Source organism: Streptomyces tauricus (assembly GCF_014650955.1).
Lineage (GTDB): Bacteria > Actinomycetota > Actinomycetes > Streptomycetales > Streptomycetaceae > Streptomyces > Streptomyces tauricus.
On record NZ_BMVY01000009.1, the window covers coordinates 167,222 to 184,529 of the forward strand.

Sequence of the window (17,308 nt, forward strand, 5' to 3'; positions counted from 1 at the left end):
TACGAAATCGCGTACTTGAGGAGTCCACAGCGTGAACGGCTAGCATCGTTCTCTGATTGTCCGACGAGGTCGAGATCGGGGTGGGCGTCGTGTCGAGGGAGCCGCGGATCGCGGTGGCCGTGGTGACGATGGGGACGCGGCCCGAAGAGGTCGACGCGTTGCTCGCGTCGGTGGCCAAGCAGGACGTCGCACCCGAGCGGATCGTGATCGTCGGGAACGGCTGTCCGCTGCCGGAGTTCGCCGAGCGGCTGGGCCTGCCCGGTGAGGTCACCGCCATCGAGGTCGACGAGAACCTCGGCTGCCCGGGCGGCCGCAACGTCGCCCTGCGGCGCCTGCGGGAGTTCGGGGACGTGGACGTCGTCGTAGAACTGGACGACGACGGGCTGCTCATCGACCCAGACGTCCTGCGGACGGTACGGGACCTGTACGCCGTCGAGCCTCGCCTGGGCATCGTCGGTTTCCGCATCGCCGACGAGAACGGCGAGACCCAGCGGCGCCACGTACCCCGGCTCGGCGCCAAGGACCCCCTGCGGGGCGGCGAGGTCACCTGCTTCCTCGGCGGCGGCCACGCCCTGTCCATGGAGATGCTCGCGCAGACGGGGGACTGGCCCGCCGAGTTCTTCTTCGCGCACGAGGAGACCGACCTGGCGTGGCGGGCCGCCGACGCCGGCTGGACCATCCGGTACGAGCCCCAGCTGCTGCTCCAGCACCCGAAGACGTCGCCCGCCCGGCACGCCATCTACTACCGCGTCACCGCCCGCAACCGCGTCTGGCTGGTCAGGCGGCGGCTGCCCCTGCCGCTCATCCCCGTCCACCTGGCGGTCTGGATCGCGCTGACCCTCGTACGGACGCGGTCCGTCGGTGGGCTGCGGGCGTGGTTCGGCGGTTTCGTGGAGGGGCTGAGGGCGTCGGCGGGGGAGCGGCGGCCGATGCGCTGGAGGACCGTGTGGCGGCTTACGCGGCTGGGGCGGCCACCCGTCATCTGAGGTAGCGGTGAGGGGCCGGAGCTTCTCGAGGTCGAGGGTTCCGCCCGGTACGCGGGTGTCTCACGCGTCTTCCATGGGACCTTCGGACCCGGTCGCGACGGCGACACTCCCCCGAGTCGCGGCGACCTACGACGCCTACCGCGTACCGGAGCGACCGGATCCGATGCGGTGATCAAATCAGGCCACGCCAACCGATCGCTAACATGGGGCGAACGGTGCGGCGGGGCACGTAGTTTCGCCCGAGGGTTGGCGGAGCGTCGGATTCCGGCCGCCCGACGCCGCCGACGGGGAGGGCGAACGGGTGGGCGAACGGGTGGATGGCGGGACACGGTCGGAACGGGGGTCCGGTCTGCCCGGCACGTCCCCGCCCCCGTCCACGTCCACCCCCACTTCCGCGTCTGCGTCTGCGTCCACGTCCATCCCCGCGTCCGCGTCCACGCCCGTGCGTCCGTGCCGGTTGCGCTTCGGGCTGCTCGGGCCGACGGTCCTGTACGACGCCGGTGGCGTCCCCCGCCCGGTCAGCAGCGCCAAGGGGCGCGTCCTGCTCACCGCTCTGCTCCTGGAACCGGGGCGGGTCGTCTCCGTGCACAAGCTCAAGGACGCGTTGTGGGGCGGGTTCCCGCCCGCGTCCGCGCATGCCTCGCTGCAGAATCACGTGACTCGTCTGCGGCGGCTCCTGGACGATCCGGACCGTCTGAGGTCGGTGGCGTCCGGTTATCAACTGCGCGTAGCCGGTGATGAGTTGGATGTACGGGTCTTCGAGGCCCGGGTCCTGACCGCCCGCGCGGCACACGCGCGGCGCGACTGGGAGAGGGCTTTGGGCGAGGCCCTGGCGGCGCTCGCGCTGTGGCGCGGCACGCCGTTGGACGGCTGGTCCCCGGAAGGTGGCGGGATCTCCCTCGTCCAACGGCTGGAGGAGGCACGGCTGTTCGCGCTGGAGTGGCGTTACGACGCCGAACTGGGGCTCAGCCGGGGAGCGGCCGACCAGGGCGTACGGCTTTCCGGGCTCGCTCCCGAACTGGCCGCGTTGGTCGCCGAGTTCCCACTGCGTGAGGCCTTCCACCGGCAGCTGATGCTGGTCCTTCACCGGTTGGGCCGCCAGGCGGAGGCGCTCGCCGTCCACCGCGACCTGCGCGACAGGCTCGTCCGCGAACTCGGTGTGGAGCCGGGGAGCGCGGTGCGGGAGGCCCATCTGGAGATCCTGCGGGAGCCGGGGGGTGGGGGCCCTGGGGGTGAAGACCTGAGGGATGGAGGTCTGGGGGATGGGGCCCTGGGAGGCGAGGCCGCGGTGACCGCCGCCGCCCGCTCCCGAGCGCGGACCGTCGAGCTGGCTGCCGCCGAGTCCGGCTCCCCGCGGGACGCCCCGCTTCTGAGGCCTGCCACCACCACGATCCTGGCGGAGACCTACGGCACGGGTGCGGGCACGGGCACGGGTGCGGGTGCCGGTTCGGGGCCGGCGCTGGTTCCGGCTTCGGCTTCGGCTTCCGCCATTCCCGTGCAGGTCTCCCGGGCTTCCCGGGTCTCGCGGGTGGATGCGTGCGGTGCCCTTCGCGTGCCTCGGACGGAAGCCACTCCGAATGGAACTGTTGCCGCCGCCTCCGCCGCTGCCAGCACCATCGCCGCCGACGTCACTGGCGCCGCTGTTCCGAAACCTGCTCAACTTCCTCCCGTACCGGTCCACTTCACCGGCCGCGACGACACCGTTCAGGCGTTGCGCGCCGCGCTTCTGCCCGCCGGGGACGGCCGCCCCCGGGTCACCGTCGTCAGCGGTATGGCGGGGGTCGGGAAGAGCGCGCTGGGTGTCCAGGTGGCGCACGGGCTGCGGGCGGAGTTCCCCGACGGCCAGCTGTACGTGCGCCTGCACGGGGCGACGCCGGGCGTGCCGCCGCTCACCGCCGGGCAGGCCCTCGCCGCGCTGCTCCGCGACCTCGGTGTGGAGCCACGAGGCGTGCCCGAACACCCGGACGCGGCAAGCGCGTTGCTCCGGTCGTTGCTCGCGCCCACCCGCACCCTGCTCGTGCTGGACGATGTCGCGAACGCCGCCCAGGTCCGCCAGTTGCTGCCCGCGGGCCCCGGTTGCGCGGTGATCGTCACCAGCCGATCGCCCCTCACCGCGCTGGACGGCGCGACGCGCTTTCCGCTCGCGCCGCTGTCCGACGAGGAGAGCGCCGAGCTGTTGCGCGCCGTCTCCGGGCGGGACGGCCTCGACGGTACGCACCCACTCGTCGGCCTCACCGGACGGCTGCCCCTCGCGTTGCGGATCGTCGCCGCGCGCCTGGCCGCCCGGCACGTTCTCACACCGGACGCGCTGGCGGGTCAACTGGCCGCCAGTGAAGGACGGTTGCACCAGCTGGAGTACGACGACCTGAGTGTGCGCCGTTCGCTCGCGGTCGCCCTCGACGCGCTGCGTGCCTCGGACCGCGAGGCCGACCGGGATGCCGCGCTCGCTCTGCGCCGGATCGGCGCGCTCGACCTGCCGACGTACGGCATTCCGCTCCTCGCGCGGCTGCTGGGCACCGGCGAACGGCGCGCGGAGGCCGCCCTCGACCGCCTCGTCGACGTCGCCCTCCTCGACGAGATTACGTACGGCCGCTACGCCCCCCACGACCTCGTACGGGATTTCGCCCGCGAGGTCTCGCGCGACGCTTCTCGCGAGGACGCGGCCGATTTCGCCCGTGCGGCGGGGGCGGGGCCCGGCCCCTCGGGACCGCCGTGTTGCTCGGACCCCTCGGGCCTGGCCGGGCCGGAACCGGAACCGGGTCCCGCGGACCCTGCGGACCCTGCGGACCCGGTGGACCCCGCGGACCCCGCAGATTCCGCAGACCCGTACGACCCCGCAGACACCGCCCTCCGTTGGTACATCGCCTCCGCTCGGCAGTGCGTCGTGGCCCTGACTCCCTCCGGGGGCGACCGGGACAATCGGCTCGGGGTGACCGTTGCCGAGAGGGCGCGCGTCGCCGCCGAGGAGGACGGGGCCCCGGCGTTCGGTTCGGTCGCCGAGGCCGTCGCCTGGGGGGACCAGGAGGTGGCGAACGTCGTCGCGCTCGTCGAGGGGCGGGCCGCCGCCTCCCCGCTCGTCCCCGTTCTCGTCCGCGCCCTCTTTCCGTATCTGCAACGCCGCGGCCGGCTCCGCGAGCTGGCGACGCTCGGGCGGCGGGCGCTGGACGTGGCGCGGCGCCTCGGTGACGACGCCGCCGAGGCGATCGCGCTCTCCGACCTGGCGGGGCTGCACTTCATGCAGGGCCGGGCCGGCGAGGCGCTCGTCCTGACCGATCAGGCGCTCGCGCGCTGGCGCGGTCTCGGCGTCCTGACGCGCGTCCAGCGCTGTCTGAGCAACCGGGGACTGCTGCTCGAAAGCCTGGGCCGGTACTCCGAGTGCGAGACCGCCCTGCGGGAAAGCCTCGAACTGGCACGGCAGGCGGGCGACGCGGACGGCGAGGCCGTCGCCTACAGCCACCTCGGCAACCTGTACGAGCACAGCGACCCGCGCGCCGCCATCGAGTGGCACGAGAGGAGCCTCGCGCTCGGGGAGGCCATGGGCGACTCACGGGTGCGCGAGTCCGGGCACTGCAACATCGGGTACGCCCACCTCACGCTCGGCGAACCGGCCGGTGCGCTGGAGCACTTCGACCGTGCCCTGAGCATCTCGGACGGGGTCGACTGGCAGAGCGGTTCGCAGACCCGTCTCGGTCTGGTGCGTGCTCTGCGCGACCTCGACCGCTCGGAGCGGGCCGCCCGGGAGTGCGCCCTGCTGCTGGAGCGGGCCGAGCGGCGGGCCGACCGCTACACCGCGGGGCTCGCCCGGCACCAGCAGGGACTGCTGCTCCGGTCGGCGGGCCGCACCGAGGAGGCGTACGAGCAGTGGGAACTGGCCCTCGACGATCTCGACGGCACGGACAGCCCGGTGGTCGAGGAGCTGAGGGACCTGCTCCTGAGCCGAATCGGCTGACCACCGCTCACAGCTCTGACCGGGACCGCCGGGACCGCCGGGCTCATCGGGACTGCCGCGCTCACCGGGCTCATCGAGATCACTTGGCGTATCGGGACCGCCGCGCTCACCGGGCCCCCGAGGTCACCGCGCTTCGCGCGGTCACTTCGCGTCCGCGTAGCACTTCACCACCGCCGTGGTGAACGGGAACCGCACCGGCGTCTCCCCGAACGTCAGCCGTCCCGCCTCCTCCGCCGCCTCCCGGATCGCCTGGACCACCGCGTCGGCCTCCTCCTTCGGGCAGTGCACCATCACCTCGTCGTGCTGGAAGAAGACCAGCTCGGCCGCCATGTCCCGGCAGGTGCGCCGGAGCCCGGCGAGTACGAGGAGGGTCCAGTCGGCGGCGCTGCCCTGCACCACGAAGTTACGGGCGAAGCGGCCCCGGGCACGGGAGTTGCTGGACGCGTAACCGGGCACCCAGTCCTGGGCGCCCCCGTCGGCGCCCTCATCCGGGCCGCCCAGGCCGGCGGGACCCCCCGAGCCGCCCGGCCCACCCGCCTCCTCGCTGTCCGGGATGCCGGCCTCCTCGCCCGAGGAGTCCGACCCCGCCGCCGGTGGGCAGGTGCGGCCCAGCCAGGTCCGTACGAGCCGGCCCTCCTCGCCCGCGCGGGCCGCGTCGTCGACGTACGCCACCGCCTTCGGGAAGCGGCGGCGCAGCAGCGCGAGGTTCTTGAGGCCGTCGCCGGACGTCTGGCCGTAGATCGCGCCGAGGACGGCGAGCTTGGCCTGGGCGCGGTCGCCGGAGAAGGCCCGGTCGGAGACGGACTGGTAGAGGTCGCTCTCGCGGCCCGCCACCTCCATCAGACCGGGGTCGCGGGAGATCGCGGCCAGGACCCGCGGCTCCATCTGGTCGGCGTCCGCCACGACGAGCCGCCAGCCGGGGTCGGCGACCGCGGCCCTGCGTATGACCTTGGGGATCTGCAGCGCGCCGCCGCCGTTGGTCACCCAGCGGCCGGTGACGGTGCCGCCCGCCTGGTACTCCGGTCTGAACCGCCCGTCCCGCACCCAGTCCTGGAGCCACGACCAGCCGTGGGCGACCCAGATCCGGTACAGCTTCTTGTACTCGACCAGTGGCTTCACCGCCGGGTGGTCGATGGCCTCGATCTCCCAGCGCCGCGTGGACTTCACCTTGATCCCGGCCTGGGCGAAGGCCTTGATCACATCCGCGGGCAGGTCGGGCCGGACCCGGCGGCCGAACGCGGCCGACACCTCCTCCGTCAGCTCGGCAAGGCGCCGTGGCTCACCGCCGCCCGCGTACCGCTCGCCGAGCAGTTCGTGCAGCACCTCCCGGTGCACGTCGGTGCTCCACGGCAGCCCGGTCTCGTTCATCTCGGTCGCCACGAGCGTGCCCGCCGACTCGGAGGCCGTGAGCAGCCGCATCCGTTCGGGCAGCGCGGTCGCGTCGTGTCTTCGCTGCTGCTCCCCGTACACCTCGATGAGCTGGGCCAGCGGTACGTGGACCGGGCGCGGCTCGAAGAGGGAGGACTGCGAGCCGGGCTCGGCGGAGCGCTGCGGAGGGTCGGGCGGTACGGGGCCGCCGCGCAGCCTGGCCAGGGCGGCGGCGGCCGAGCGGGGTTCGCCGAGCCGTCCCTCGTGGCCGAGCAGGAGGGTCTCGGCGGCCTCCAGGTCGTAACACCGCTCGACCCGGACGCCCTCGGCGCGCAGCCGTGGGTAGACCTCCGCCGTCGCCCGCCACACCCAGCGGGTGACGTCCGGCCGCGAACGTACGGACTCGGCGAGGTCCGTCTCCCGCAGGAGTGGTCCGGCGGGCAGCCCGTCGGGGCCGAGGGGGGCGAGCTCTGCGCCGCCGTCCTCGGCCGGCGCGAGAGCCCACCGTCCGGTCATGACGTGAGTCTCGCAGGAGGGTCTGACAATCCGCCCTCTCCCCCGCTCTGCCTGACCTGAGGGGATCACTGGAGCGGCTTGGTGACCTCCGCCAGCGACTTCGCGATGTCCGCTTCCGTCGCCGCCTTGGTGATCCCCAGCCCGCTCAGTACGCCCGTACCGGCCTCGTGCTCCAGGAGGGCGAGCAGGATGTGCTCCGTACCGATGTAGTTGTGGCCCAGGCGCAGGGCCTCCCGGAAGGTGAGTTCGAGGGCCTTCTTGGCGCCGGCGTCGAAGGGGACGAGTGCGGGCATGGTCTCCGCACGCGCGGGGAGGCCGGCGCTCGCGGCCTCGCGTACGGCGTCCAGGGTGACGCCCTGCGCGGTGATCGCCTTCGCCCCGAGGCCCTCCGGTTCGGCGATCAGGCCGAGGAGCAGGTGCTCGGTGCGGATCTGGTCGTTGCCCGCGGTCCTGGCCTCCTCCTGGGAGGCCACCACCACGTTCCTGGCGCGTGGTGTGTAGCGGCTGAAGCCCTGGCTCGGGTCGAGGTCCGACTCGGCCTTCGGTACGAAGCGCTTCTGGGCCGCCTGCCGGGTGACCCCCATGCTCCTGCCGATGTCCGTCCAGGAGGCGCCCGAACGCCGGGCCTGGTCCACGAAGTGCCCGATCAGGTGATCGGCCACGTCGCCGAGGTGGTCCGCGGCGATCACCGCGTCCTGGAGCTGGTCGAGGGCGTCTTCGTGGACCTTCTTGATGGCCTCGATGAGGTCGTCGAGGCGTACGGAGGTGGTGCCGCGTGGATTCGTGGTCATGTGTCAACCGTAGGTTGACGGTGAAGGGGTGTCAACCTCGCGTTGACAGCCGGTTCGACGGCTTGCCTCAGGAACCTCCTTCGACTGCTCCGACTGCTCCGACTGCTCCGACTGTGCGGCTGCTTCGGCCGCTTCGGCTGTCTCGGCGGCTTGGTGGAGGCGGCTGTCCCGGCCGCGTCGGCTACTTCGGGGACGCCACGAGCAGGCGCACGGCCAGCCCCGTGAAGACCGTGCCGCTGAAGATGTTGAGTGCCCGGGCGACCCGGCGGCTGCGCCGCAGCAGGTCGGAGAGGCGGCCGGAGAGCAGCCCCACCGACGCGTCGAACGCGAAGCCCATGACCACGATGGTGACGCCGAGGACGAGGAACTGGCCCATCACATGGCCGAGTGCGGGGTTCACGAACTGCGGCAGGAACGCCACGTTGAAGAGGATCACCTTGGGGTTGAGCAGGTTGGTGACCGCCCCCTGCCAGAAGGCCCGCCGCCGGCCCGGACCGACGGCGGCGCCCTCCTCGACCGGCACCGAACGGTCCCGGAACGCCTTGACCGCGAGGTACAGGAGGTAGGCCGCACCGGCCCAGCGCAGTACGTGGTACAGCGTCGGCAGCGCCGTGAACAGGGCGGAGAGACCCAGCATCGCGGCGACCGAGTGCACGAGCATCGCCGTGGCGACGCCCGCCGCGGCCATCACCCCGGTGACCGGGCCGCCCCGGCCTCCCATCGCCACGATGAACATCATGTCGGGGCCGGGGCTCACCACGAGCGCGAGCGCGGCGACCAGGAACGCGACGTACAGAGAGGTGTCGACCATGGGGGCATGCTCGGGCCCGCCGCCCTTCGGGTCGAACGATTTTCACCCGCTGAGACGTCCGCGTACCCGAGCCCGCGTCCGTGCCGGTGTCCGCGCCCGCGCCCGCGTCCGTATCCGGGCCCGGGCCCGGGCCCGGGCCCGGATGACATGCCATGACACGATCGGCGAATGAGTAGTACGTCCTCCACGGTGGAGCGCGCCTTCGCGGCCGCCCTCTACGCCGACTCCGACGCGGCCCTCGACACCGGCGCCTCCCTGCTCGCCGCCGACCCCGCCGCCGACGCCGAACTCGCGCGCCGCGGTGAGGAGTTCGTCGCGGCGGCCTGGCGGCGCGGCTGGCAGCCCGCGGACGTCGTACGGATCGTGCGGCGCGAGTTGGACGACGTGCACGTACGCCTCGTGTCGGAGCTGGTCCTCGCCGAGGCCGCCCGGGACCGCGCGTCCCGGACCCCGCGCTGGACCGCGCAGCTGGACGAGCTGAAAGGGCTGGGCGCGGAGCCGGGCACCTCCCGCCCGGACCGGTTCCAGTACGCGACCGCCGCCCTGGAGCTGTACCGCCTGCTGCTGCGCCTGCCCTCCCTGGAGCCGCTGGACGCCCACGTACCCAGCGCGCCCCGCGCGCCCGGGGGCGGCGCCGCCCCGCGGGACACCCGCATGCTCACCCGTATCCGCGCGCTCCTCGCCAAGGCGGAGGCGACCGGGTTCCCGGAGGAGGCGGAGGCGCTGAGCGCCAAGGCGCAGGAGTTGATGGCGCGGCACAGCATCGACGAGGCGCTGCTCGCGGCCCGCACCCACGCCAAGGACGCGCCCGGTGCCTGCCGGATCGGCGTCGACGCGCCGTACGAGACCGCCAAGGCCGTACTCCTCGACGCGGTGGCCGGCGCCAACCGCTGCCGGGCCGTGTGGAACGAGGCCCTCGGCTTCTCCACCGTCGTCGGCTTCGAACCCGACCTGGAGGCGGTCGAACTCCTCTACACCTCGCTCCTCGTGCAGGCCACGGCCGCGATGACGAAGGCGGAGGCGGCGCAGCGCGCGGGCGGCAGGAAGCGTACGAAGTCCTTCCGGCAGTCCTTCCTCGCCGCGTACGCGCATCGCATCGGCGACCGGCTGGCCGACGCGGCCGAGGGGCAGGTGACCGCCACGGAGGGGGAGGCGGCCGCCGCGGCGGGGGAGCTGCTGCCGGTCCTCGCGGCGCGCGACGTCGCGGTCACGGACGAGACGGAGCGCATGTTCCCGGACACCGTCACGACCCGGATGCGCGGGGTGAACGACTTGGCCGGCTGGCAGGAGGGGGCCGCGGCGGCGGACCGCGCCCAGGTCAGGGCACGGCCACCGCTGCGCAGGCCCTGACCGTCGGCGGCCCGCCCCCGTCCTGTCCGGGGGCGGTCACCCCGCCGCTCAGTCCCCCGTGCGCTGCAGCGGAGTCACCGACGCGTCCGGCTCGGCGCCGCCCGCGCCCCGCAGGGCCACCTCGCCGTACTTCCAGGCGAAGGACAGATCGCCGTCGGCCCCGGGCAGGGTGAACTTCGCGGTCGTCACCGCGGCGGCCTTCTCGGCGTCACCGGCGGGCCCTCGTACGTACGTGATCGTGAAGCCGACCGTCTCGTCCTTCTTCACGGTCAGCTTCTCGGGCTCCGCGGACTTCTCCGGAGCGACGGACAGCGCGGTGCCGCCGGCGTCCAGGCCGACGGTGGGGAAGCCCTGCAGTGTGCAGTCGGCTCCGGAGCCGTTCGTGAGGGTGACGGAGACGGTCCCGGTGTCGCCCGCGGCCGGGGCCTCGCTGGCGACGACCTCCTGGCCGAACTTGTCGGCCGCGCAGGCGGACGAGGAGGCGTCCGTCCTGGACCCGCTGGGCTTGTTGTCACCGCCGCCGTCGTCGCCACCGCAGGCGGTCAGGGTCAGGGTGAGCGTCGCCGCGAGGGCGGTGATGGCGATCGGCAGGGTGCGCATGGATGTCCTCAAGCCTCATGGTCGTACTGCTGGTGCTGGTGCTGGTGCTGGTGCTGGTGCGGTTGCATGCTGATGCTGCTGTAAGTACTGCCGTTGTAAGTACTGCCGTTGTAAGTACTGCCGTTGTGAGTACTGCTGCTGTGAGTACCGCTGCTGTAAGTACTGCTGGTGATGGTGCTGCGGACTGATGACGGTATCCGTAGATCATCATGGATCCTCCACCCCTGCGGCCCCTCCCGTACGCTGGCGCGGTGAGCTGGCGACGAGCGCTTAAGGACACCGCGCGCTCGGGGCTCGCCGTGGAGAAGACACGGCTCGAACCTCTCGTCGCGGTGCGCGGAGCGGTGGGGCTCGCGATCGTGATCGCGGTGAGCCTGTGGGCCTTCGGTCCGGCCGCCGCCGCGAGTTCGGCGTTCGGCGCGTTCCAGGCGGCGATCGCCACGTTCCAGCGCAGCTGGCGCCCCCGCCCCGAACTGGCCCTCGCCTCCGGTACGAGCCTCGCCGTCTCCACCTTCCTCGGCTACCTGACGATCTCCCAGGAACCGCTCTTCCTCGCGCTGCTGGTGGTGTGGACGTTCGCCGCGGGGATGAGCTGGGCCGCGGGCCCGACCATCGGCCTGATCGCGTCCTCGAACGTGGCGATCATGCTGGTGACGGTCACCCTGCCGACCTCCGTCGCCCAGGCCGCGGGCCACGCCGCCATGATGATCGTGGGCGGTGTCGTCCAGGCCGCGCTGATCGTGCTCTTCCCCGTACGCCGCTGGGGCGCCCACCGTGACGCGCTCGCCGACGCCCTGGCCGCCGAGGCGGACTACGCGCGCAGGCTGCGCCACGATCCCGTCGCGTCCTTCGACCCGCTGCCCCTGATGGAGGCCCGCAACGCGGCCGCCGTCACACCCCGCCAGGCCCGTCGCCGCCCCGCCGAACTGCACGGCGCCCGCGGTGTCGCCGAGCGCATCCGCCCGGTCCTCGCCTCCCTCGCGGACCCGGCGACGGGCGTGCCCGCGGAGGGGCGCGCCCGCGACCGCGTACGTGAACTGCTCGCCGCCGCCGGCACCATCCTCGACGTGGCGGCCCACTCGATCCGCCGGGGCGAGCCCGTGACCGTCCCGGGCGCGGCCCTGGCCACCTTCCGCACCCCGGACACCGGGAGCATCCTCACCGGCCGCCCCTACCGCGCGGCGTCCCGCCTCAACACCCTCCTCCAGGACGTACTGGAGACGGCGGGCGGCAGTGCTCCCAAGAGCACTCCTGAGCCCGCGCCGAAGGGCACCCGGGCGGGGACGCCGAAGGGCACCCCGCCGCACCCCCCGTCCCTCCAAGGTCCGCACAGCGCCCGCAGCCGTCCCACCCTCCTCGCGCTGATCCCCACCGCGCTCCAGGCCATGCGCAAGGAACTCCGCAGGGGTTCCCCGATCACCCGCCACGCCACACGGGTGTCGGCGGTCGCCGCCGTCGGCTACATCCTCGGCACCGCGCTGCCCCTCGGCCACGGTTACTGGGCCCCGTTGACCTCGGTCATGGTCATGCGCCCGGACTTCTCACAGACGTACAGCCGGGCGGTGGCCCGGCTCGGCGGAACCGTCGTCGGGGTGGCCGTGGCCACGGCCGTGGTGCGGCTCGCGGACCCGGGTACGTACCTCTCCGGCCTACTCGCCGTGGTGAGCGCCGCGCTCATGTACCTACTGATGCGGACGGGCCAGTTCGCGGCCCAGGGCTGCATCGCCGCGTACGTCGTCTTCCTGCTCGGCATGGGCGGCGAACAGTGGACGCAGACCGTGCCCGAACGCGTCCTGCTCACGCTGCTCGGCGGGGTGCTGGCGATGATCGCGTACGCCGTCTACCCGGCGTGGGAGACGCCGCGGCTGCGTACCCGACTCGCGGACTGGCTGGCCACGCAGGGCCGTTACGCGGCCGTGGTCTTCGACGCCTACGCCGACCCGGCGCTGCGCAACGCCCCGGACGTCCGTGAGGCACTGCTCGCCGCGCGCACCGCCCGCGCGGCCTGGCACACCGCCGTGGCCCGCGCCACCGCCGAGCCCGTCCGCCACCGCGGGCTCTCCCGGACCGCCGCCGACGACGCGGAGGACGCGCTCGCGCAGCTGGGCCGTGTCGCCATGCTCCTGGAGGCCCATCTTCCGGAACGCGGCGCGACACCGGTTCCGGCGGCCGCCGGCCTCGCCGAGGCTCTGCGCGAGTCCACCCAGCAGGGGGCGAAGGGCATTCGCGAGCGCCGGGTGCCGGGGTGGGACGCGGTACGGGCCGCCCTGACGGCCTGGGAGCCGGAGGCGACTCCGCCGGCTGACTCGGCCATCCCGGAAGCTCCCGTCGCCTCTGCCGTCCCCGACAACGACACGTTCGTGGGTGACGCGGCGCGCCTCGTCCTCGATGCGCTGATCGAACTTTCCGAGGCCCTCGACACCGCCGTACCGCCCATGACGCTCGACGGGACGTCGGCGGTCACGGAGCCGTCCACGAAGACGGCCGGTGTCAGGAACCCAGGCTCTCCGTAGGCAGGCCGGGCGGCAGGCCCTCGCCCTCCGACCTGGTGTACGTCTCCGAGCCGAAGCCGTCCCAGGTGACCTTGAGGGTGGTGGAGTTGACGGAGTCCACCATGCCCTCGGCGCGGTCCTTGTTCCCGTCGGTGCACTTCAGCGTGATCATGCGCATGCCGGAGGTGTCGGCGGCGGTGCCGCTGCAGATGGATCCGCTCGTCGAGAACAGACCGGCCTCCTTGCCGGTGATCACCAGGGCCACGGCCTTGCCGTCCTTGGTGGTCAGCCAGTTGCCGTCCAGGCTGTTGGCTTCGGCGGTCCCGGTGTCCGCGGACGGGGTCGGTTCGGCGCTCGTCGTGGACGAGGGGGTCTTGTCGCCGTCGCCGTCACCGCCGTCGCTGCTGCAGCCCGTCGTGAGGGCGAGCGCGGCTGCGAGCCCTGCGGCTTTGGCCGCGATGCGCGTGTGCGTGTGCGTGTGCGTGTGCGTGTGCTTGCGCGTGCGCGGGAAGGTCGCCGACGTCACTGAAGCCTCCAGGGGTGTGGCGGGCGGGTCCAACCGCTGCAAGTTACCAGCAGTAGGCGCGCGGGTTCGCGGGCGCGGGCGGGCGGGGGTGGGCCGCGCAGTTCCCCGCGCCCCTGAGGGGCGTGCCTGGGTGGGACGGGTTCGTGGATGCGGGTCGGTGAGGGCCGCCGCGCAGTTCCCCGCGCCCCTAGGGGGCCTGCCCGGGTGGGGCGAGTTCGCGGGTGCGGGGCCGTGGGGGGCACCCGCGCAGTTCCCCGCGCCCCTGAAGGGGCACACCCGGGTGGGGTGGGTTCGTGGGTGCGGGGCGCTGGGGTGGGCGGCGCAGTTCCCCGCGCCCCTAAAGGCGCCGGGGCGGGGCTGACCGCCCGCTTTTAAGGGGCGCGGGTAACGGCGCGGGTGACCCCCGTCGGCCCGCAGTCGGCACTCGGCCTCAGTCGTCTCGCCCCGCCCCGAGGGGCCCGAGGAACTGCGCGACCGGCCCGCACCGCCCGTTTTTAGGGGCGCGGGGAACTGCGCGATCAGCCCCAACCGGCCCGCAGTCGGAACTCGGTCTCAGTCGTCTCGCCCCGCCCCAGGGGGCGCCCTCGCCGGCCCGCAGCCCTCGCCCCCCGCCCAGGGGCAACCCCTACCAAGAAGATTTCCGCACCCCCGGCAGGAAGCCCCCGTGCGCCAACCCCCGCAGATTCACCCGCGAGACCCCGAACGTCCGCACATACCCCCGCGGACGCCCGTCCACACTGTCCCGGTTCCGCACACGCCCACCCGCGGCGTCCCGCGGCTGACGCCGCAACTCCCGCCCCGCGGCCAGCCGTTCCGCCTCCGTGGAAGACGGGCCGCGCACGATCTCCTTCAGCTCGGCCCGCCGCAGGGCGTACCGCGCCACGATCACCTTCCGCGCCTCGTTCTTCGCGATCTTGCTCTTCTTGGCCATCAGACCCTCACCCCGCGGGCCCGGATCCGGGCCACCGCGGCCTCGACGCCGATGACGTCGACCGTCTTGATGCCCTTGGTGCTCAGCTTCAGCCGTACGTACCGCCCCTCGCCCGGCAGCCAGTACCGCTTGCTCTGGATGTTGGGGTCGAAGCGGCGCGACGTGCGCCGGTGCGAGTGGGAGATGGAGTTTCCGAAGCCCGGCCGGGTCCCGGTCAGCATGCAGTGCGCGGACATGGTGAGTGACGTACCTCTCTGTCTTCTTCGCCTCCCACTTATTGATAATGGGAGTCGTTTTCATATACTAGCCACATGGCACGCAACGAACTCCGCCCGGTCGTCAAACTCCGGTCCACGGCCGGGACCGGCTACACCTACGTCACCCGCAAGAACCGCCGCAACGACCCCGACCGGATGACCCTGCGCAAGTACGACCCGGTCGCAGGCCGCCACGTCGACTTCCGAGAGGAGCGCTGAGCGTCATGCGCGAGGGAATCCATCCGGCGTACGGGCCCGTCGTCTTCCGGGACCGGGCCGCGAACCACGCCTTCCTGACCCGCTCGACCATGACGAGCGAGAAGACGATCGACTGGGAGGACGGCAACACGTACCCGGTCGTCGACGTCGAGATCTCGAACGTGAGTCACCCCTTCTATACGGGGACGGCCCGCGTACTGGACACGGCCGGCCGCGTCGAGCGCTTCGAACGCCGCTTCGGCAGGCCTGACGAGAACCGCTTCGGCAGGCCTGACGAAAGCCGGGCCGACCGGCGTGACGAGAGCCGGGCCGACCGGCGCGGGGAGCGCTGATGCTGTCCGTCGCCGTCGTCGGCGGGCTGCACGCCGACGCGCGCAGGCAGGCGGTGGAACGGCTGCTCACGGACGTGCCGGGCGCCGTCGCGCTGCACCACGACCTCGCGACGGCCGCGACGGGCACCGTGGTCCGTACCGTCCGCGACCGCACCGGCATCGTCTCGGCCGGTGAGGCACCACTGGTCAACGACTGCGCGTGCTGCGCCCTGCGCGAGGACCTGGTCCCCGAGCTGGAGCGGCTCGCGGCGGACGGCGTGACCCGTCTCGCGATCGTCGAACTCTGGGACTCCGTCGAGCCCAAGGCGATGGCCGAGGTCGTCGCGAGCGCGGGGCTGCGCCTGACGGGTGTCATCACCGCGGTCGACCCCGCGCTGGTGCTCCCGTACCTCGGCAACGGCGACGACCTCGCCGACGCGGGTCTCGCCGCCGCCGCGACCGACCAGCGCACCATCGCCGACACCTTCGCCCGCCAGTTGGAGTACGCCCCGGTCCTGGCCCTCGCCGACTCGCAGGAGGCCGACGACGAGGACCGTGCCCTGCTGGCCCAGCTCCACCCGACCGCCCGCCGGATCCCGATCGGCCACCCTTCCGCGCTCGGTGCGGAGGCCCACACCCCGTCCCCCCTCGCCACCGCCGCCCTCGCCGGCTTCGACGTGGAGTCGGCTGCCGCGGCCCAGCATCCGGCCTGCGCGCTGCTGCCGGCCGAGGCGGACGAGTGCGGGGTCTCCACGCTCGTATGGCACCGGAGCCGGCCGTTCCACCCGGAGCGGCTCTACGCGGCGCTGGAGGAACTGGCCTGCGCCGCCGCGCGCAGCCGGGGCCGGTTCTGGCTCGCGGACCGCCCCGACACCCTGCTGCACTGGGACGCGGCCGGCGGCGCGCTGTGCGTGGAGAGCGCCGGGCCCTGGATGGCGTCCCTGCCCGACGCGGCCTGGGACATGGTGCCGCCGGTGCGCCGGGCCGCCGCCGCGCTCGACTGGCACCCCGAGCACGGCGACTGCTGCCAGCACCTCGTCTTCACCTCGCCGGGCCTGGACCGTGACGGGCTCGAACTGCTGCTGGAGTCCTGCCTGTTGACCGACGGGGAGTACGCCGCCGGCCGCACCGCCTGGAAACGGCTCCCGCCCGCCTTCGACACCCTCCTGGAGGTCTGACCCCATGGCCCGTGACACCCGTGACACCCGTGACGCTCGTAGTGCTCGTAACCCCGGTCGCAGGCCGTCGTCGCCCCGGCCCAACCCCTTGGATGCGGCGAAGATCACTTACATCGACTACAAGGACACGGACCTGCTGCGGAGGTTCCTCTCCGATCGCGGAAAGATTCGCAGTCGCAGGGTCACCCGCGTCACCGCACGGCAGCAGCGGCGGCTGGCCCGCGCGATCAAGAACGCCCGCGAGATGGCTCTGCTGCCCTACGCGTCCCGCTAGTCCCGGCCGCCGCGGCGGCCACGGCCGACCAGCGCGGGTGCCTTGAGAACCTCCGCTCCCCAGGTCCCCCATGGCCTCTGGGGGCCCGAGGGCCCCAGCCGCCCCCGCCTGTCCGACAGCCCCGCCCCGCCCGTTCATTCTTCGGGCGGGGTGCGGTCGTATCGGAACAGGAACGGCCCGGTGTGCGTCTCTTCCATTGGCAGGGCGCGGAGTTGGAACGATTCGGGCTTCGCGACCGTCAAACCTGTAACCAGGAGACCACCCCCCGTGCACGTGCATCTGCCCATGCATCTGCATGTGAAGACAGCTATGATCCGGGGCAGTTGACCACTGCATCTATGGCAACAGACGCCAATGCACCACCGGGGAGCGACCTGTGGACCACGACGTGTACAACGGCATGGCTGCCACGGAGCTGCACGAGGCGGCCTGGCAGAAGAGCCGGCACAGCAACTCGCAGGGTTCCTGCGTGGAGTTCGCCCGGCTGCCCGGCGGCGAGGTGGCCGTGCGCAACTCGCGCTTCCCCGACGGCCCGGCCCTCGTCTACACCCGCGCGGAGATCGAGGCCATGCTCCTGGGCATCAAGGACGGCGAGTTCGACCACCTGATAGCGGGCTGACGCCGGCAGCGGCTGTCAGGGGTGCGCCGGGGTGTATACGGCCTCTGCCGCGCGCGCCCCCGGTTCCCCGCGGCTCCCTGGGGGCTCAGGAAGCCCGTAACGCGCGTAGAACCGCGGCGCGAAAAAGCGC

General features: G+C 73.0%; 16 protein-coding genes and 1 pseudogene. 10 read left to right on the plus strand and 7 right to left on the minus strand.

What is annotated here, in order from left to right; translation table 11 throughout:
• Positions 1–74 precede the first annotated feature (74 nt).
• Positions 75–986: a glycosyltransferase family 2 protein gene (locus IE278_RS17100; protein ID WP_189773338.1), complete on the plus strand. Its 912-nt coding sequence runs from the start codon at positions 75–77 to the stop codon at positions 984–986.
• A gap of 442 nt (positions 987–1,428) precedes the next feature.
• Positions 1,429–4,935, plus strand: a complete 3,507-nt coding sequence (locus tag IE278_RS17105) for an AfsR/SARP family transcriptional regulator (RefSeq protein ID WP_189773190.1) — start codon at positions 1,429–1,431, stop codon at positions 4,933–4,935.
• A 141-nt stretch (positions 4,936–5,076) separates the two neighbouring features.
• Here IE278_RS17105 and IE278_RS17110 read toward each other — a convergent pair whose 3' ends face one another.
• From IE278_RS17110 to IE278_RS17120, 3 genes are all read right to left on the minus strand, one after another.
• Complete coding sequence (locus IE278_RS17110) at positions 5,077–6,819, minus strand: bifunctional 3'-5' exonuclease/DNA polymerase (protein WP_189773191.1); 1,743 nt, start codon at positions 6,817–6,819, stop codon at positions 5,077–5,079.
• A 65-nt stretch (positions 6,820–6,884) separates the two neighbouring features.
• The gene (locus IE278_RS17115; RefSeq protein ID WP_189773192.1) at positions 6,885–7,610 is read right to left on the minus strand and encodes a Clp protease N-terminal domain-containing protein; all 726 of its coding nucleotides are present in this window, start codon (positions 7,608–7,610) and stop codon (positions 6,885–6,887) included.
• A gap of 181 nt (positions 7,611–7,791) precedes the next feature.
• Positions 7,792–8,421, minus strand: coding sequence for a LysE family translocator (locus IE278_RS17120; protein ID WP_189773193.1), 630 nt, complete (start codon positions 8,419–8,421; stop codon positions 7,792–7,794).
• A 168-nt stretch (positions 8,422–8,589) separates the two neighbouring features.
• On the opposite strand from IE278_RS17120, the gene IE278_RS17125 reads away from it, so the two are divergent.
• Positions 8,590–9,771 carry a DUF2786 domain-containing protein gene (locus IE278_RS17125; protein WP_189773195.1) on the plus strand — a complete coding sequence of 394 codons (1,182 nt, stop codon included), beginning with the start codon at positions 8,590–8,592 and terminating at the stop codon, positions 9,769–9,771.
• A 48-nt stretch (positions 9,772–9,819) separates the two neighbouring features.
• On the opposite strand, the gene IE278_RS17130 is transcribed toward IE278_RS17125, so the two are convergent.
• Complete coding sequence (locus IE278_RS17130; protein ID WP_189773197.1) at positions 9,820–10,371, minus strand: DUF4232 domain-containing protein; 552 nt, start codon at positions 10,369–10,371, stop codon at positions 9,820–9,822.
• Between the two features lie 17 nt (positions 10,372–10,388).
• Here IE278_RS17130 and IE278_RS17135 point away from each other — a divergent pair, with 17 nt between their 5' ends.
• Positions 10,389–10,559 (plus strand): hypothetical protein, encoded by a 171-nt coding sequence (locus IE278_RS17135; protein WP_189773199.1) that lies wholly within the window; start codon positions 10,389–10,391, stop codon positions 10,557–10,559.
• Between the two features lie 63 nt (positions 10,560–10,622).
• On the plus strand, positions 10,623–12,884 hold the full coding sequence (locus IE278_RS17140; RefSeq protein ID WP_189773201.1) for an FUSC family protein: 2,262 nt from the start codon (positions 10,623–10,625) through the stop codon (positions 12,882–12,884).
• Here IE278_RS17140 and IE278_RS17145 read toward each other — a convergent pair.
• From IE278_RS17145 to rpmB, 3 genes are all read right to left on the minus strand, one after another.
• Positions 12,862–13,389: a hypothetical protein gene (locus tag IE278_RS17145; RefSeq protein WP_246570357.1), complete on the minus strand. Its 528-nt coding sequence runs from the start codon at positions 13,387–13,389 to the stop codon at positions 12,862–12,864. The two genes, IE278_RS17140 and IE278_RS17145, sit on opposite strands and share 23 nt — an antisense overlap.
• Positions 13,390–14,014: 625 nt before the next feature.
• The gene (gene rpsN, locus IE278_RS17150) at positions 14,015–14,320 is read right to left on the minus strand and encodes a 30S ribosomal protein S14 (protein WP_189773203.1); all 306 of its coding nucleotides are present in this window, start codon (positions 14,318–14,320) and stop codon (positions 14,015–14,017) included.
• Positions 14,320–14,556 (minus strand): 50S ribosomal protein L28, encoded by a 237-nt coding sequence (rpmB, locus tag IE278_RS17155; RefSeq protein ID WP_189773204.1) that lies wholly within the window; start codon positions 14,554–14,556, stop codon positions 14,320–14,322. The genes rpsN and rpmB overlap by 1 nt, the downstream gene beginning before the upstream one ends.
• A 75-nt stretch (positions 14,557–14,631) precedes the next feature.
• Here rpmB and rpmG point away from each other — a divergent pair, with 75 nt between their 5' ends.
• The 5 genes and pseudogenes from rpmG (at position 14,632) to IE278_RS17180 (ending at position 17,178) form a co-directional block, all read left to right on the plus strand.
• Positions 14,632–14,796 carry a 50S ribosomal protein L33 gene (gene rpmG / locus IE278_RS17160; RefSeq protein WP_055610751.1) on the plus strand — a complete coding sequence of 55 codons (165 nt, stop codon included), beginning with the start codon at positions 14,632–14,634 and terminating at the stop codon, positions 14,794–14,796.
• A 5-nt stretch (positions 14,797–14,801) separates the two neighbouring features.
• Positions 14,802–15,041, plus strand: a pseudogene (locus IE278_RS17165) (type B 50S ribosomal protein L31); the annotation flags it as partial.
• An 86-nt stretch (positions 15,042–15,127) separates the two neighbouring features.
• Positions 15,128–16,285: a GTP-binding protein gene (locus tag IE278_RS17170; RefSeq protein ID WP_189773205.1), complete on the plus strand. Its 1,158-nt coding sequence runs from the start codon at positions 15,128–15,130 to the stop codon at positions 16,283–16,285.
• A 4-nt stretch (positions 16,286–16,289) separates the two neighbouring features.
• Positions 16,290–16,559 carry a 30S ribosomal protein S18 gene (gene rpsR / locus IE278_RS17175; RefSeq protein ID WP_189773206.1) on the plus strand — a complete coding sequence of 90 codons (270 nt, stop codon included), beginning with the start codon at positions 16,290–16,292 and terminating at the stop codon, positions 16,557–16,559.
• A gap of 376 nt (positions 16,560–16,935) precedes the next feature.
• Positions 16,936–17,178 carry a DUF397 domain-containing protein gene (locus IE278_RS17180; protein ID WP_079103477.1) on the plus strand — a complete coding sequence of 81 codons (243 nt, stop codon included), beginning with the start codon at positions 16,936–16,938 and terminating at the stop codon, positions 17,176–17,178.
• Positions 17,179–17,308 lie beyond the last annotated feature (130 nt).